9 protein-coding genes are annotated in these 15,224 nt (G+C 59.8%); 3 read left to right on the plus strand and 6 right to left on the minus strand.

Features of this window, described 5'->3' with window-relative positions:
* The first annotated feature begins 990 nt into the window (after positions 1-990).
* On the plus strand, positions 991-1,212 hold the full coding sequence (locus ACFIQF_RS22470) for a hypothetical protein (RefSeq protein WP_393945891.1): 222 nt from the start codon (positions 991-993) through the stop codon (positions 1,210-1,212).
* 221 nt (positions 1,213-1,433) lie between these two features.
* Here the strand turns inward: ACFIQF_RS22470 and ACFIQF_RS22475 are convergent, their stop codons facing one another.
* From ACFIQF_RS22475 to ACFIQF_RS22490, 4 genes are all read right to left on the minus strand, one after another.
* On the minus strand, positions 1,434-1,874 hold the full coding sequence (locus ACFIQF_RS22475; protein WP_393945892.1) for a Gp49 family protein: 441 nt from the start codon (positions 1,872-1,874) through the stop codon (positions 1,434-1,436).
* Entirely contained in the window at positions 1,855-2,406 is a 552-nt protein-coding gene (locus ACFIQF_RS22480; protein WP_393945893.1) for an SPFH domain-containing protein, read from the minus strand. Before ACFIQF_RS22480 ends, ACFIQF_RS22475 begins: the two co-directional genes overlap by 20 nt.
* Positions 2,403-3,035, minus strand: a complete 633-nt coding sequence (locus tag ACFIQF_RS22485; RefSeq protein ID WP_393945894.1) for a lysozyme — start codon at positions 3,033-3,035, stop codon at positions 2,403-2,405. The genes ACFIQF_RS22480 and ACFIQF_RS22485 overlap by 4 nt, the downstream gene beginning before the upstream one ends.
* Positions 3,036-3,321: 286 nt before the next feature.
* Positions 3,322-12,417 (minus strand): PLxRFG domain-containing protein, encoded by a 9,096-nt coding sequence (locus tag ACFIQF_RS22490; RefSeq protein WP_393945895.1) that lies wholly within the window; start codon positions 12,415-12,417, stop codon positions 3,322-3,324.
* 273 nt (positions 12,418-12,690) lie between these two features.
* Here ACFIQF_RS22490 and ACFIQF_RS22495 point away from each other — a divergent pair, with 273 nt between their 5' ends.
* Both ACFIQF_RS22495 and ACFIQF_RS22500 read left to right on the plus strand, forming a co-directional pair.
* Positions 12,691-12,984, plus strand: coding sequence for a BrnT family toxin (locus tag ACFIQF_RS22495; protein ID WP_393945896.1), 294 nt, complete (start codon positions 12,691-12,693; stop codon positions 12,982-12,984).
* Positions 12,985-13,017: 33 nt separating this feature from the next.
* On the plus strand, positions 13,018-13,374 hold the full coding sequence (locus tag ACFIQF_RS22500; RefSeq protein ID WP_393945897.1) for a hypothetical protein: 357 nt from the start codon (positions 13,018-13,020) through the stop codon (positions 13,372-13,374).
* Positions 13,375-13,938: 564 nt separating this feature from the next.
* On the opposite strand, the gene ACFIQF_RS22505 is transcribed toward ACFIQF_RS22500, so the two are convergent.
* Together ACFIQF_RS22505 and ACFIQF_RS22510 are read right to left on the minus strand one after the other, a co-directional pair.
* Positions 13,939-15,003 carry a phage antirepressor N-terminal domain-containing protein gene (locus ACFIQF_RS22505; RefSeq protein ID WP_393945898.1) on the minus strand — a complete coding sequence of 355 codons (1,065 nt, stop codon included), beginning with the start codon at positions 15,001-15,003 and terminating at the stop codon, positions 13,939-13,941.
* Entirely contained in the window at positions 15,000-15,167 is a 168-nt protein-coding gene (locus tag ACFIQF_RS22510; RefSeq protein WP_393945899.1) for an Arc family DNA-binding protein, read from the minus strand. The genes ACFIQF_RS22505 and ACFIQF_RS22510 overlap by 4 nt, the downstream gene beginning before the upstream one ends.
* Positions 15,168-15,224 lie beyond the last annotated feature (57 nt).

Genomic DNA, 15,224 nt, shown 5'->3' on the forward strand with positions numbered 1-15,224 from the left:
GGCATCACCCCCAAACAGCGGCTGGCCATGGCCGCATAGCTCTACTTCTCAGAGCGGTGGTTTGTGGGGGGATTACCCTCACGCTCTTTCCGCTATCGAACTGCAGAATCCTGGTGTTACAGCGCGCGTCATGAGACATCGTCTTGACTACGAAAACCAGGAATTGAACCGATGATGTGAATGCCCGATCTGGGTCGATTGTGTGTAGGCAACTGCGCATCCCGCCTTGATTGCGGTAGCAAACAGAGCAAGATAGGCGTCCATCAAAGTTAGATGGACATCAAATGCAAGCAACACGTAGCAAGAGTCGGCGTCGGCACAGCGCGCAGCTCAACCACAGGGGGTTATGACGGCCTGTAGCCAGCCAGAGGCCTCGGTGGCAAGGGTGGCGCGTGCGTTTGGACTGAACGCGAACCTGATACACCAGTAGCAGCGCGGTCCGGTTGGCGGCAATCTCGCAGCCTCTTGTTCGCCACTTGCATCACAAGCGAGCCCACCCTTGGTGGCTCTGGCCTTATCTGCGACGCGAACTCCAGCAGCGTCCGATTCAGAGTGTTTCAATCCAAATTTTTTTGGTAGATAGGATGGTAGAAACAAAAAGCCCCTGAATGCAAAACACTCAGGGGCTTGGTTCTTGGCGGAAACGGAGTCTGCCATAACACCATACAAATCAATTGATTATTCTCATAGCATGCCATCTGTAGGCCATAGCGTAGGCCAAAAAATGAACCGCTAAAGTGGCCGTATTTGGCCGGTTTTAGCCATCGCGCCCGCATTCATCTATACTGTATTTATAAACAGTATCTTTGAAGCTTCACATGCACATCGAATACCTTTACAAGTGGCGCATCCAGCGCGCCAACTAGTGGACGACAACGCCCCACTGCACCGAGGAAGAAATCAAGGCCGAGCACCCCGAGGCTATCCGGCTGCCTGGCACGCTGCTTGAGCGCAAGATTCCCGACGAGTTCATGACCTCGTTTGCTAAAGATGTCCCTTTCTGAGCGCCAGAAAACCATCATCTCGCTGTGGCGGCAGTGGCGACAAAACATGCGCGATCTGAGCGATGGCTGGTTCCCGTACTACGACACCGGCAAACAGATCCACTTGTTCTACGAGTACCTGCAATCCAGCCGCCCCGCTCTGCTGGATATGCCTGGCCCGGCCTACGCCACAGTCAAGACTTGGGTGACCGAGGATCTGGAAGCCTAAGCCGGCCCAGCAGCAAAGATTTCGACCGGGGCCAGCGAATGAATGGCCCTGGCGAGCGCGGGAACACGTCGCCGCCGGCGTAGCCAAGTATCCGGTGTTGGTTCGGGCGCCAATACATGTTGATTTCTGGCTCGCCGGGTGCTTGGTAGCGGTTGCACATACAGAAAAGCCTCCTGCACGCACAGTACAGGAGGCCTTGGCCAGGGCAAGCAGGACAATGCCTATTGCGTGACGCCGGCAGACGGGCGCGGCGTACCGTTCAGATCGGCCAGAGAATCAGCCTCGGTCAGCACCGGGCGGGCCAACTCGTCGCGCAAGCGGAAGCCCAGCATAGGCCATACCTGGTCGATGGCTTTCTGGCGGGCCAGCTTGCGGCCTATTTCGGGGTCGAAGTTTTCCGGCGACACCGGACCCTCATTCACGCCAACGAGCTTGGTGCCGTTTTTCAGCGTCAGTACGCAGAACGTGATGTGGCAGAGGTTGACCGGAGTGCCACCAGGATGACGGCTGTGTAGTTCCAATGCGGACATTGCACCTTCGACGCCGTGCTGTGCAGTGAAGTAGGTCTCGCTGTTGATCTCGGCTTCAATGTCTGCGGGGGTCACGCGAGGGGCAGTCTTGCCTGCGGCCTGAATAGCTTCTTCAATTTGGCTGTCGTCCATGGTGGTCCTTTGTGGTGTTGCCAGCAGCCGGCTGGCTCGGGTTCTCCGGCCAAGCCTCTATCAAGGCTTGGACATCATTGGCGTGGCCATCAGCTCGCTCTGCCATTGCTGCGTATTCGCGCGTGCATTGGCCAAATAGCTTTGTTGCGGTAGCGGCGTAGTCAGCGACGGCCGCACTGGTAGCGGCTGCGATACGGGCTGGCACTGTGGCAAGCTGGCCGTGCAGCCCGTCAACATCAGTGCGAAGCTGCTGAGCAGCAAGCCGATTCGCTTCTGCGCGCTGGGTTTGCTTGTCGATTGCGGCATTTTTCTGTGCCTCCATGCGGGTGTAGGTTTCAAGCGCCGAAGCTCGGGCGCGCAGCAGCTGGTCTTTGCGGTCCTGCTGCTCCAGCACCAAAGCGCGCTCGGCCTGTGCTTTTTGCTCCTGGGCCTGCTCAACTTGGCCAGACAGGCGCCAGTCCTGCACCTGCCATGTGCCCCAGGCGGCCAGGGCGGCGGCCACGATTCCGGCAGCGACGTGGGTGTAGATCACGATGGAATCCTCCAGTGCGCACAAATCTCGGCATTGGAGTCACCCCGGATCTGCAGTCCAGGGAGTACCACCTGCACACCGTTCACGGTGCCTTTGTTCCACCTCGGGTTTTGCGCGCACGCGCCAGCAAGATCGCCGTTGTTTGCGAGCGCTCGCATGGTGCTGGTCTTGAACGATGCAATCGGCTTGTTCCAGCCGAAGTCGATAAAGGTGGCTTGGGTGAACGGGTCGTAGCTGCCCCAGTAGCGCAACAACGGCGCTATGGACTGCTCCGTTTCCACATACCTGTCGCGCTCCAGGTTGTAGCAATCCTGGGGGCTGTAGGTCTTGCCGGCCACCACGCCTTTGCCGGTGACGCCGTTGCATACCGTCAGGGGCTGGCCGCGCCCGTTCTTGTCGATATAGGGCACGCCAATATGGCGATTGCTCGATTCGTAGTAGTGGCCCATCACCATGGCAACCTTCACCGCCATGCTGGTGCTCGGGTCCGAAGCCACTGCGTGGGCGTATTGGTTGTGTTTGGCCTGCTGCACTGCCGCCTCATTGGCCAAGTAAGTGCTGCCGCCAACGCCGACCAGCAGCATCAGCGCAATCAGGCTATCTGTCAGGAGCTTAGGAACCTTGCTCATGGCTGGCTCCAATCGGTTTCTCCGCTGCGGCCGCGCCGTGGTGGCTTGGGCTTGATCCAGCCTGCGCGCTCCAGGATTGGCCGCCAAACCTTCTTCCAAAACCACTCACAGATCAGCAAAGCTGAGTACAAAAAGGCCGCAGCGGCTGCTGCCTTTTCCCAAGAAGTGATTCCGAAAGCCACCCAAACGCTGATGAGTTTGGCGACTGGAATGCTGATATTGCTGCGTTCGTCCATGGCGCGCATGTTCGCGCCCATGGCCATCTACCCCATAGCCCTATGCTGGGCTACCGTGCATTTGCCTCCCGCGCCACCTCGCGCAGACGCTCTCGCAGCGCCTTGGGCGCCGTGTCAGCAATACGCGCGGTGCGGTCCTTATTCATTTCGCGCACGCGCTTCATGACATCGGGAATCTTCACCACGATAGGCTGCTCCGGGTTCTGCTTGTTCCAAGTGGCCAGGCGCTCGCGCACGCGCTCCAGGGCAGCGTCATCTTTCTCAAACAACGCCTGCGCCCACTGCGCTTTGATGTCGGCGCTGGTTTGCTGGTAGAAGCTTTTGGCGCGCAGCATGTAGCTGTTGGACTCCTGCACCTCCGACACAGGCTTGGGCTGAAAGCCGATCGCCTTGAACAGCGCTTCATCCAGGGTGCTGTCAATCACCTTGTAGCCCTTAGTGTCGCGGTACATGCCCGTGCGTGCCATATCGGCTCCCTTGGCCACGTTGCGCACGGCCGTGGGCGAAACCTCCATGGCCGCGCCAGCCACATCACCGCTCAGCGCCTTGCGGGCGCCGGTAAAGCCGCGCTTGACCAGGTCACCCGCCGGGCCCGCCACCTCCAGCAGATCCCGCTCGCGGTTGGGCTTGTTCAAGAACAGGCCGGTGCCTGGAATCAGGTTGCCCATGCCCAGGCGGCCGGACACATCGACCGGCGCGCCAGGCAGGCCTGAGATGCCCTGCTCCATGAACTCGCCCAGCTCCTTGCCCACCACGCCGGCCAGCAACTCCTTGCGCCATTGTTTGGTGCTGATGTTGTAGCCCATCATTTGGCCGGCACCGTCAATCAGATCCTCGGCGTCTTCCAGGAACGGCAGGCCGCCAGCTCCGCTCATGAGCATCAGCATGGCAATAGCCCAGCCTACGGCGCGCTTGCCCTCTGGGCCGCCCTGCGTCCACATTCGGTGCATCAGCTCCAGGTAGCTGACCGAGTAAGTCTTGAAGGTGTTGTGGGTTATGAACGGCATGCCATTGCGACGCGCCACCCAAGTGCTCGTGCCTGGGACGATCGGACACCAGACGCGGCCCTTGTAGTGAACACGCTCCGAGGTCTTCACCGAATATCGCCCATTAGCTGTGATAGCAGGTTCGCGAATCAGGACGTTTCTGCAGGCCGGTCCATGTTTTACGACGCGGAAGCTTTTTCCAAGAATGGTCAGAGCCATCTGAAAAGTTTCCAGTGTCTGCCCGGGATTCTGGATAAAGCAACGATTGCCCGTGGGCGCCTCCGACCCGTCGCCTTCAATCATGCGATCCACCAACTGCTCGATTTGTCTTGTGGTCATTCGCATAAGCAGTGCCGGAGTGAGTTGCTTGCCAGGCAGCAATGAGCGCAGTTCGGTGCAACTGGATTTCTTGACGTTGAAACGAATGTGACGCGCATTACCGCCCTCATAGTCCCAGCTTGTTTCAGTGAATTCCAAGCCTGCATCCCGGAGGTCGGCGCGAATGAGATCTGCGGTGCGCCCTTCGTTCTGATAGATCTTCAGCGCGCCGCCCCATGCCTCGCGCCCACGATTTTTTTTCTGGAACCAGCCTTCAGTCACAACCCAGCCAATCACCCGGACCATTGCGTCGGCAAGTTGCTCGCCAACAGGCGCATGGTCGAACGGGGCAGCGGTGGGGATCTGCACTCGATGGGACACAGGGATGTCTTGCGCTTCGGCCACGCCCAACTCCCAATGGGTGGTTCCACGTTTTGCCCCCTTGGTTCGCTTGCTCTTGTAGTGGACCACACGATGGTCAGGCGTCATGAGCATGTCAAGCGTCTTGGACCGCGCATGCACCATTTCGCCATCGTGGTCGAATACATGCACCGATTGCATCGGTGCCCAGATTAGGCGCTCCGTCTTCATGTCAAACGACGCCAGCATGTCCCCCGGCTTCAGGTCATCCGGGCCGATCCATCCGCGCTGCGTCAACGCCTCGGTGGTGTCATCCACGCAGAACAGCGTGCCGCCCACCGCGCCGCGCGCCCAGCGCGGCTTGTTGGCCTTGCTGTAGACAAACTGGGTCTCCAGCACCGCCTTGCGGGCAAACTCTGCCGGGTCGGCCATGCCTTGGTCTTTGGCAATCCGGTATGCAGCAATGAAAGTCGTGCGGCGGTTGAACTGCTCGGCCAGTGCGAACGGTTGGCCCCAAGCCACCTTGGTTCGCTCCCAGGTGTTCGCAGCTGCTGCCCGCGCATTACCAGCCTTGGTGCCATCGCCACTGCGCAGCGCGCCAGCGCCACGGGCTTGCGCCATCAGCTGGTGCACCTCTTGCGGCGACACCGTCCCGTCATCTTCTGCCGCCTTCAAGGCCTTGGCCAGGTCCGCCTCGTACTGGAAACCCTTGGTGCCCATGTCCTTCAAGGCCCTGGCCATCTGCTTGCCTGCCTTGGCCATGCCGCCGTATTGCGACAGCCATGGCATGGTGATCTGGAACGGCTGCGTCATGTTGACCAGCGCCGAAGCCACCGAGCCACCCAGGTACTGGGCAAACAACATGCCGCGGATGGCTTGGCCTTCCTCCTGAGGGTCGCGGATGTAATCGCGCAGCTTCACCGCCACGTCGCGCAACTCGCCCTGCTCCTTGGGGATGGCCTCGATAGCCTTCTCCAGCTGACCAGCATTCAGCCCCATCGAGCCGGCACGTGCGTTGGAATAGACAAAGTTGGCAATCACCCGGCCCACATCCTCGCTGTAGCCTGCGATGCCCTTGCGATGAATCATGCGCTTCAAGGCGCTGTGGTTGTTCTGCGCCAGTTTCAGGTACTCCTGATACGCCTGGTCCTGGGCGGTGTCGCCGTCTTTGTTCAAGCCCAGCATGGCGCCAAACTGCTCAGCCGTCTCTGGCGTCATGCCGGCAAACAGCTTGTACGCCTCGGCGCTCATGGTGCCTTGGGTGATCTTGGCGCCAGGAAAGCCCTGCGCCAGTTTCAGCTTGGCCAGATTCGATTCGCGCTGGCTCTCGTACATGCCGAAATACAGGCGCTCCCCGCTCTTGTCGACCACATCCACCGTGTAGCGGCCAAAGCGCGACAGTGGCGCGTAACCGCGTGCCTGCAAATCGGCGGCCGTGGCCAGGCGCTTGTCCAACTGCTGCACCAGCTCTCCAATGCGCTCAGCCTTGTCCGGCACATCCTTGGCCTCTTGCTCCAGCATGTCGGTCAGCAGCTTGGCGGCGCTTTCCATATCTGGCTGGTCCAGCACCGCATCACGCATCGGTGCATAGTCCTCGCCCAGCAGGCGCAGCATGTCGGCGCGGGCCGTCATGTCGATGGAGCGGTCAATTGCGCTGCGCGCCTCGTGGTACAGGCGAATCTGCTCGGGCGTGGCCTTGAACTTGGTCTTGAGCTCGTCATCGCTCCACACCACACCGGACTTGAGCAGCTGATTCTGGAAGCGGCTATTGATTGCCGCTGCAAACTGGGCGGCCGGCATGCCGCGCCAGGCGCGCAGCATCTTCTCGTCCAGCTTGCCCGCGCGCACCAGCAGCTCTGCCTTCTGGTCTGGCGTCAGGCCGGCATACTTCGCAATCAGGTCATCGGACAGCACTGCAGTGCCGTCGACATCGCGCGCCCACATCAGCGTACCCTCAAACAAGGGCTTGGCCACGGCCTTGTTGTCCTCGGCCGAAACCGGTTTTTTCTTGAGGTCGGCCAGGCTCTCCACCCGCGGCAGCAAGCTCGGCGCCATATCGGCCGCATCGTTGGCCAGCATCGAAACATCGTCAATGGTGCGCTGCGCCGTCTCGTACACAGGCTTGAAAGCCTTTGCGCGCTCGGCCAGGTTGCGCATGGTGCCCACCGTCTTGTCCCAGACGGACACCTTGCCTTCGTGCTTGAAGGCTGCATTGAGCTGGTCGATGGCGCTATTCTTGAACTGGGTGAAGTCGTCGGCGCCAAAGTTGGCAACATCCGCGCCATCGTCGCCCCCAGCCTCGTAGCCGTCTATCTTGAGCGCCTGGGCGAGATCAGATACACTGACTGCCGAAGTCCCGACAGTACCCGGATGCACCGGCCCAGCAGAAATGCTGGAAGCGACTCCATCGGCATCGGGGCTTCGCTCTATCTTCACCTGCGCAACGTCATAGAACTTGTGCGCAGCTGCCCCCTTGGGTGTATGACGAGCCTCGCGCACCGTCAACCGCACCGCATGCATTTGCCCATTGATTGCCAAAGGCGCTACCAGCGTGTGAAACGCAAGGGAATCCACTTCACGCCCCTTGCCTGGCGCAGCCTCTGCCACCTTGACGGCGTCTCGCACCAGCTCACGCAATACTCTGACCAACTCCGCCCGCTCGGGGTGGCGCAGCTTTCCGCGTGCGCCAAACGCTTCACCCTTCCCCTCGGAAGTGAAGGCAATTTCCACGCCCATGCTGTCGTTACGCTCAGTGGTCCCTTGCAACTCCTGGCTGTATACCTCCCGCGCTAGAGCGCTCAACTCGGAGGCGGTGCCACTCCAGCCCTTCAACGTCAGCTCTACCGGCGCTATGGCGCGCCCGGTCACCATGTTGGCACGGCCCTTTGATTCGGTGCCCTGCTTACGCAGCAACATATCCTGGCGCAGCGCAGCCACGCCCAGGTCCAGCGCCTGCGACAGTGCATTGTTGGCATCGTTGGGCAGGCCAAGAATCGAGCGCAAAATGCGGACAAAGCCATCCCATGCCGTCTTGATCGTTCCGCCGTTGGCTGGTGCGCTGATATTGCGCAGCGCAACTTGGAAAGCTGGGTTGGTAAACACTTCGGCCACAAACTCGTCCACCTGCCCAGGCCTGTCAGTAATGCCGTAGAACCCAGCCAGGCTAGGCTGCTTGCGCACATGCTCCAGCAGTTTGAGCAGTTGCTGCCGGGCCAAGCCTGGCTTGGACAGCGCTCGCATCGTGGCCGCGTGCATGGCCTCGTGCATAAAAATGCGCTCGGCTGCGTATTCGGCACTGCCTGCCATCGCAATCGTGTCGGTTTTCCCGCGGTACTGGCCGTGGATCGGCTTGCCGTCTTTGGTCTTGCCAATATGGCCGAACTCGATGTTCGGCGTGATGCCGCTCTTGAGCAGCATCCGTGCCACATTGCGCAGGAACGGATCTTTCGACTGGCCGGCCACCAAGCGCAGCACGTCACGGGCACTCTTGCCGCTGGCAATTGCCTCCATCACCGCCTTGTCTTGCGCGCTGGCCGGGCGGCGCGGCTTGGCGGTGCCTTCGAAATTGGCCGCGTTGTCCCCAGAATCAGCCTCGTCAGCAACAGTTGCCAATTCGCCCTGTCGCATCCGGTTCTGTTGGCTCAGCGCCTCAATTTGGGTTCCATACTTGGCCCGTGTCCGCGCCAGGTTGAGCTCGCCCCCCAGCACGGCACGGGTCATGTCGCTCACAAACTGCTCTGCCTGTGTGCGAGAGAGCCCGCGCACCCAGTCTCCAAAAGATCCAGGCAGCCCAAGGCGATCGGCAACATTGGCAAACCAAGACAGCATGCGCTTGACCAGGCCTGGCGCACGGCTGCCCATGCCTTCATCGGCCGCCAGTTCCTCGCTCACCATGGCCAATGCTTCTTCTGCCGCCAGCGCCTCATAGGCGGCTGAAGGCATCTGCGCCGCACGCTGACGCCCCTCAGCCGAGTCTTTCCACTGGCGCATAAACTTCTGCACCAGCGGGTTGCGTGCAAAGTCCTTGAGCAAGGCCGCATAATCCTCAGCAGGAATCACTTTCTGCAACCCAAGGTGAAACACCTCATGGAACAACGTGACGTAAGCCTCGCCGATAGACCGGATGTTGTCGGCGAACAGATAGATGCGCCCGTCCGCAAGGGCCCCGCTTGGGTTCGTGCCGATGGGAGCTTCGATCCCCGGCACATCGCTTGGGCTACCAACGACAGCGATGGGAAGCTCGCTTTTCGAAAGCTGCTGAACCTGGTCTACAAGCCGCTGAATGCGCTGCGCGCCTGGCTTCGGGCCGGCCGTGGGCGGTGACACCAGACCCTGAGAGAATCGCGCCTTCCTGGGCGAGCTATCCTTGGTAGGCAACACTTCGGCCTGTGCAGGCTGCAACGCCTCTACATCACGCACCAACTGCCGGTGCGCAGACTCGGCCTGCAAGAGCTGTAACCTATTCGCGGTGCCGTTTTTGACACCTTCGCGCAGGCGCTTGACCTTCTCCCACGCCTCCTGCTTTTGGCGGTTTCGGTTTTCCCAAACGCCTTGCTGTACTTGCGTCATTCCCTTGGTGGCAGGCGCTGATGCAGCGGCAGCCTTGGCCGCCTTGGCCTCCCTCATGCGCTGCGGCACCGATTTGGGAGGCGGCTTGTCAGTGCTGCCTTCATCAGGCAATACGGCAGGTGCATCGGCATCAGTTGCACTGGAAGCCTCGAATTTGGAGTAATCCTTACCCTCAATCCACGCAGGGGGCTTGCCACGCCCTGTCCATGCCATGCCTGTTTCCGGGTCACGGTATCGCACCTGGTTCTTTTGTCCCGCCAGAGCCTCTGGCTGGGTTGCAGCCCGCGTGCCGTCACTCCCTTTGCTACCTTCAACACCAACCGGGCCGGCAACCCGAGTCTCAGGCTCCAATGCGTCTGCCAGTTTTCCCTGAATATCGCCATTCAGGCTTTCCCACTGAGCGCGGGGCAAGTTCTTGGCCAGGACGGGCTTTACCCCCTCCAGGCGCCCGACCAGCGCGGATCGCTCTGCGGCAGGCATGCGGGTCCACTGTGCGCCAGCGTCAGCAATGCGCTGTGCTCGGGCTTGGCGCTCATCGGCCGGCGCTGCAGCTTGCGGCGCAGACGTCGTGTTTGCTTGACGGCCATTGTCTTGAGTCGCGGCGGCGCCATCAATTAGCCCTTTGGCAGATTGATCGCCGACATTGCGCCGGCCACCAGCAGCTGGCTGTACTGCCCCATCTGCTTGGCCTGCTCCAAGGCTTGCCGCGCTTGCGCCAGCGCTTGCTGGGTTCGCATCTGCCCCTGCGTCAGCTCGCGCTGCAACTGGCTGAACTGCTTGTGCAGCTTGCGCTCGTCCTGCTTGCGCTGGTTGCGCGCTGCCTTGCTCGGCTTGATCGGTTTGCGTGCCATCCGTGGTTGCTCCTTGATTGATAGCGGGTTGTGCTTGCTGGCCGCGTGCCAGCAGTTCTGCTTGAATCTTTGCTTGGCGCTTGTGCTCGGCCGGCAACATGCTGGCGAGCTGCTGCAGCTCGCCCTCGCTCATGTCGGGCAGTTGCTTGCGGTTGAGCTGCATCAGCGTTGCCACGTTCACGCCCTGGGCCTTGGAGCCAGGCGCAAGCGCCTCGCTGGCGGCCTCTGCGGCTGCATGGCTGCCGCCTTGCACCTCGATGTTCTTGGGCACCTCGCCCGCGTCCTCGCGCACACCGGCAAACGCGCTGTCAGGCACGTGCTGCATGGCGGCGCTGGCCTGTTCGTCGCGCAGCTCGGCCTGCAAGGCTTCTTCCTCCCGGTTGGCGCGGCGGCGCACCAGCTCGGCGGCCAGTTGGCGGCGCACCTCGGGCTCTTGGGCTGTGCGGTAGGCGTCCGAGAGCTGGCCGTCTGACCAATCGGACACGGTAGGCATGCCCGCAATCTCGCCGGTGTCCGGATCTACTGCGTGCTGCTCTTGCGCCCGCGGCTGCTCGCTTGGGGCCTCGGCTGCGGGTTGGGCCTTGGGCGTGGCCTCGGTCCCGGCTTCGGCCGCCTGCTCTTGGGCCTGGGCCTGGGCGGCTGCCTGCTGCATCTGGCCATGCGCGCCGTTGTCCACCGCCATCGCGGCAATGCTCTCCAGCGCGCCAGCGTCGGGGCCCGAGCGCAAGCCCATTTCCTCCGAAGGCTTGCGCGGCGCATTCACCTCGGTAATGCTCTGCCCCATCAGGCGGGCACGCGCTTCGGCCCGCTGGTCCTCGGGCAGATTGGCCAGGTAGCTCTCCACCTCACCGGTGCGGCCCACCGTGCCGTCAGGGAACGACACCATTTGTTCAGGCGGCTGGTTGCCCAGCAGCAGAGGACTGCCACCGGGCTGCTGCGGGTCGGCGGCAGGTGGCGCTGCGGGGTCGGCGTCCGGCTGGCCGGGCTTGGCTGCAGCCGGGCGGTGCCCGTGGAAAGCGCCGCCAGCGCCACCCAGCAACAGCCCGCCGGCCGCACCCAAGCCCGCGTTTTCTCCCACGCCGTTCATCAAATCCTGATTGGGGTCGATGTAGTGCTGCGCGGCAACGTTTGCCGCGTATTGGCCGCCGCCTTCTTCAATGGCCTCCCCTGCCGCTTCGCCCAGCGCACCCTTGGCGATTGCCTTAGGGATTGCAAACTTCGCACCTTCTTTGGCCGCCTCACGCGCCGCGCCGCCCACCAGCGCCTTTTCCAGCATTGCCCCGCCGGGGATCGCGTTTGCACCTACAGAAATACCTGCAGCAGGCAAAAATGCAGCACGTGCCGCATCAAGCGACAGCGCATGCTTGGCTGCCGCGCGATCTCCGCCATTCGCCGCCAGCGCCGCCTGAAAGGCCGGATTGGCATCCCAGGCTGCATCATCCTTCTTGATGTTGTCTTCGTAAGCTTGGGCGGATACGTCTGTTGCTTGTTGAGCTGCGCCTGTGCCGACCATTGCTCGGGTGCCATATGTGCCGGCCTGCTTGGCAGCTAAAGCGGCAGATTCTCCGGTCAACCCTGCTCGAGCTGCTTGCGCCATTCGCGCCGCAGCCACAGCTCGGCCAGCAGCTGCACCAGGAATCAATGTCGAGATGTTAGTGGCCACCGTGTCCAGCGCCAGCGCGGGGTCAGTTACCGTGTCCTTGACTGCACTCCAGGCCTTGCCCAGCGTCGAATCTTGGGCGTCGATATTGGCCTTGCGCTGTTGCGCTCGCGCCTGGAAGCCCGCCGATTTTTGCTTTTCAAGATCCTCTTGCCAGCCGTCCGCTGTCTTGGACACTGCGTTGTTCATGTCGCCAGTGGCAAGGCCATAAGCATCACCAGCGGACTTCACTAGCCCAGCGGCGCCTTGGACGAGACCTATTCCAACGTCTTTGAAGGCTTCGCCGGTGGTGCGCTTTCTCAGGAATGCATTGATCTCATCACTGACAGGTTTACCGCCATCAGGACCAGACTTGCCGTCGGATGGAAGGGGGTTCTTGAGGAAGTCGTCAATTTGGCTCATCCCCCCACTCTGCCGCTAGCAGGAGGAATGGCCTTGCCCTATGCTGGGTGTTGACAATGGCGTCTGCAGAACACAGTTGCTGATGGAAAGAGCTCTCGATTGACGGAGCGCAAGACTCCACGCCTGCTGCCATGAAATGTGTTGTGTATATACACCTGTTTTTTCATCCACACCGGGCGAAAACCCTTGAAGTAGAGCGCTATTGCACCAAGATGGTTGCTATGCGAAACATGACGTATATACAATGATGTCAATGCCACTCTACCCTGTCACATGAAGAACCTGCTGATCTTTCCTGCAATTGAGGAAAAGTTGGAGAAGAAACACCAAGTTACACGCCGCGAGGTGGAGCAATGCTTTGCCAACTTTGAAGGGCCGTTGTTGATTGATGACCGCGAAGATCATCGCACCAACCCACCCACGCACTGGTTCTTGGCATGTACCAATCAAGGCAGGTTACTCAAGGTTGTGTTCATTCTGAGAGACGGAAAGATTTTTCTCAGAACTTGCTACGTCCCAAACCAGGACGAAATGCGCATCTATAACGATGCACTAGAGGCCAAATAAAAGCCTCAAATTAATTAAATTGGAGTGTGTAATATGTCAAACAATGAATTTGGTTTCGACGTTGACGCTTTCGTAAAAGAAAGCGAAAAGTGGGACGCAAAGGAGTTTGGCGCTTCGGATAAAAACGCAATGAAAGCGTCGGACGAGAGCGTGTCCCTTCTGCATGAAGCAGCAGGCATGAAGGCGGTCTCGATTCGGATGCCTGTAGAGATGATCCAGGCATACAAATACATCGCCGCCCATCACGGTGTTGGATACCAACCATTGATGAGAGATATCCTTCAGCGCTTTCTGCCTGAGGGTTTAAAAGAAGTCGTCGCCGCTGAAAGCGAAAGAGCAACCGCATCGGCCCAACGCATCGATGAAATGAATGCCAAAAAGGCTGCGTAAAGCCTCTGTAGAAAACCCCAAAACCCGCCTCGGCGGGTTTTTTATTGCTTTTCTTGCTGCCTGGGCGGCAGTGAACGCACTACGAAACTTTCGTAGTAGAAAACGCCAATTTCTGAGCTGCCTATACGGCAGTGAACTTCGCCGCTGACTATCACGACGGGAGCGACAATTTCTGAGCTGCCTATACGGCAGTGAACTTCGCCGCTGACTATCACGACGGGAGCGACAATTTCTGAGCTGCCTATACGGCAGTGAACTTCGCCGCTGACTATCACGACGGGAGCGACAATTTCTGAGCTGCCTATACGGCAGTGAACTTCGCCGCTGACTATCACGACGGGAGCGACAATTTCTGAGCTGCCTATACGGCAGTGAACTAGGGGAAATAATCTGCGCGTGAGGAACCGGTCTTTCTGAGCTGCCTATACGGCAGTGAACTGGAGCGTAGCACAGCTACGGCTTTGATGTTACTAAATTTTTTGCATTTTTGCCTCCAAGCACCCTTTTCCAAATTCGCCTCTGGCTGGAAGAAAAGGGGCCAAGCGGCCCCTGCTTTTCAGTGAGTTAAGCGACGTTGCCAATGCCGCCGCCACGGCCTTGCCAGCGATTGAGGAAGTGCATGGCACTGTGCAACTGGCCCAGGGCTTCATCCACATCCGTCCAGCCGCTGACTAGCAAGTCATACAGCATTTGCGCCGCATCATGCAGGTCTGTGCGAGCCGGACCCGCAGGCAGGTTGTCACTCCAATTGCGAATGTCTGCAGCGATGCTTTTGGCAACCTCAATGGTGCGCCCATTGCGGGGATAGGGGTTGGATCGATTGAACTGATATTGGCCAACAGCCGGTGGCTGCATGTATAAATCTAAGCGCGGCAACTGAGGCAATGCGCGCTGGGGCGGCTCGTCATCCACCACCTCCCATTCCACCGTGTGGCGGTTAACAATGGAAATTGCCTCCGTCAGCTCTTGGCGCGGAATCTCCCGGTAGCCAACCTTGAAGTGGCTCTTAAGTTTGGACCAAGCTTGCAGAATGAACTTGCCTTGCATCTTGCTGTCGCCAGCCAGCTTCTTGGCTGTGCTCTCAACCAGTTGCCGCAGCGTGTCAGCTTCCTCCTTGGTGAGCTTGTCGCCGGGGTTCACCGAGTACAAGGCGCGCGGGTTGACGGCAACGCCGTCGTTCCAGTATTGCCACAGCACTTCGTCGCACTCGTTTTGGTACTGAATGACTCGGGCGCGATTCCCTGGGGCAAGACGTGAAGGATGCAGCGTCATCAACCAGCCCGGTAGCTTACGGAGCGGGAGGCATGTAGACACTTGTTCATCCCCACTGGTGGGGGTGGTGATCATCACCACCCCCCATCTCTCTTTATTGCCGCGAAACTTTGCAGCCTGGGAGCGCCAATCCAGTCCCATCCCCTCTACGATGGCCTTCATCGGCGTATACGGCTGACCGTTGTGCTCCACAACATACAGGTCAGCGCCGTGAAATGGGACAGTGATTGCGCGCAATGGCGCGACTTGGGTAGAATCCGACATGTCGACTCCTTGATTGATTCCTTGGTTTTTGACACTTGACGCCTCGGTTGCTGTAACTTCCGGGGCGTTTCCTTTTTCAGTTCGAGCTTTCATGCTGCATCCTTTCGCTGATCCGCACCCTCAATTGCACGGCTTTGCTCCAGACGCAGAACGACCTCACTGTTAAGAGAGCGGCGACTCTTGCTTGCTTCTTGCTTAAGCCACACCTTCAGCGTCTCAGGCAAGCGAATCTTTACCTGTGCACTAGATTGAGTCATTTGGTTCACACTCCTTTCATAAACCACCGTGGTTCATGAAAAGAATTAAACCACGGT

Origin of the sequence: Comamonas trifloxystrobinivorans (assembly GCF_043359985.1) — a bacterium.
In the GTDB taxonomy this organism is placed as follows: domain Bacteria; phylum Pseudomonadota; class Gammaproteobacteria; order Burkholderiales; family Burkholderiaceae_C; genus Comamonas; species Comamonas trifloxystrobinivorans.